The organism is Rhodanobacter sp. GW835-FHT13D09 (assembly GCF_058793995.1).
Map to the genome: position 1 here is coordinate 1 of NZ_JBXAGL010000022.1, position 1,178 is coordinate 1,178.

2 protein-coding genes are annotated in these 1,178 nt (G+C 64.0%); both read right to left on the bottom strand.

Translation table 11 applies throughout. The features are described 5' to 3' along the window. Nucleotides 1–11: 11 nt before the first annotated feature. Nucleotides 12–926, bottom strand: coding sequence for an IS4 family transposase (locus AC1Q5A_RS16585; protein WP_492702573.1), 915 nt, complete (start codon nucleotides 924–926; stop codon nucleotides 12–14). Continuing rightward, nucleotides 883–1,178, bottom strand: a 296-nt coding sequence (locus tag AC1Q5A_RS16590) for a transposase domain-containing protein (RefSeq protein WP_492702575.1), incomplete at its 5' end; no start/stop codon positions are given. The genes AC1Q5A_RS16590 and AC1Q5A_RS16585, both read right to left, overlap by 44 nt.

The window sequence follows — 1,178 nt, forward strand, 5'->3', positions numbered from 1 at the left end:
CCTAATGCCAGTCAGTTAAGCCGACTGGCATTTTTCGTGGGGTATTTCTGGGGTCGCCGCTTGAGTTCACGGGGACATGATCGTTGTCGTCGTGCGGGTAACAGATAGACACGGGCTTGCTGTCGAAGCCTGGCCAGTCGCCTGGGAAAGGCGCCGGGGGTTTCCCGTGGGGCGTATCGCAGTTCGGCCACGATGGCCTGAGTGAACCCCTGGAAACTCAGCCGGGTCGGCGGTACGTCCAGCTCTTGCGCCGTTTGATGAATTTCCCGGCGCAGCAGGTTGTAGGCGATCAGTATGCCCCACACTTCCTGGCGCACCATGGCTGGACGTTTGCTACGCAAGACAGTGTCGCTGGCGAGCATGCCTTGTTTGATCTCCCGAAAGCCCAGTTCGATCTCCCAGCGTTCGCGGTAGCACGCGGCGATTTGGTCGGCGGGGTAGCGGATCGGATCGGCCAGCGAGGTCAGGTAGCGTCGCCCGGACGGGCAGATGATCAATCGCGCCTCCCAGAACGCTGGCAGGTGGGGATGTTGCCGGCGCGCTTGCGGCGAGACGGGTAGCCGCACCCAGACGTCGCCTTCGCCCAGCGGACGGATCACCTCGTAGCGCAGTGAGCTCTTGGCCCGCATCAGCCAATGACGTTGTTCGCCGGCCTGCTGCCAAGCCCACAGGAAGGCAGCCGAGTAGTAGGCGCGATCGAAGATCGTCAGGGAATGGTCGGGCGCGGCCGCCCTCAGGTCGTGGGCATAGCTGAGCTCGCCGGTGGTGTAGGCCCCAAACGCTGCCGCGCGGATCAGATGGGTATGGACGTCCATCAGACAGACCGCGCGTACCTGCGGCCAGCTCCCTTCGCCGTGTTGCGAATGACCGCCACCGAAGACGTCACGATGTTCGGCGGTATCTTGCGTCGACCACACCACAGCCATCGACAGCGAGCAGGCGCAGTCCCTGGAATAGTCCGGTCGCAGGAAGCGGCGCGGCGCACCATGCACGGCTGATCTGATCGAACAGATGCGCCAACGGCGCTTCGCCCAGCCGCTGGCGCCCTTGCACCGTCGCGCTCGGTACGGGTACCACGCGTGTCTCGCTGTCCAACGCCAAGCCCAACTGGCGCACGATGTGCCATACCGGCTCGTTGCGAAACAAGGCCAGCCCGATGACCAACCAGATCAGCCGGT

Coding starts and splice junctions, on each gene's coding strand:
- AC1Q5A_RS16585 (WP_492702573.1), bottom strand. CDS start 926: ATGGCTGTGGTGTGGTCGACGCAAGATACCGCCGAACATCGTGACGTC.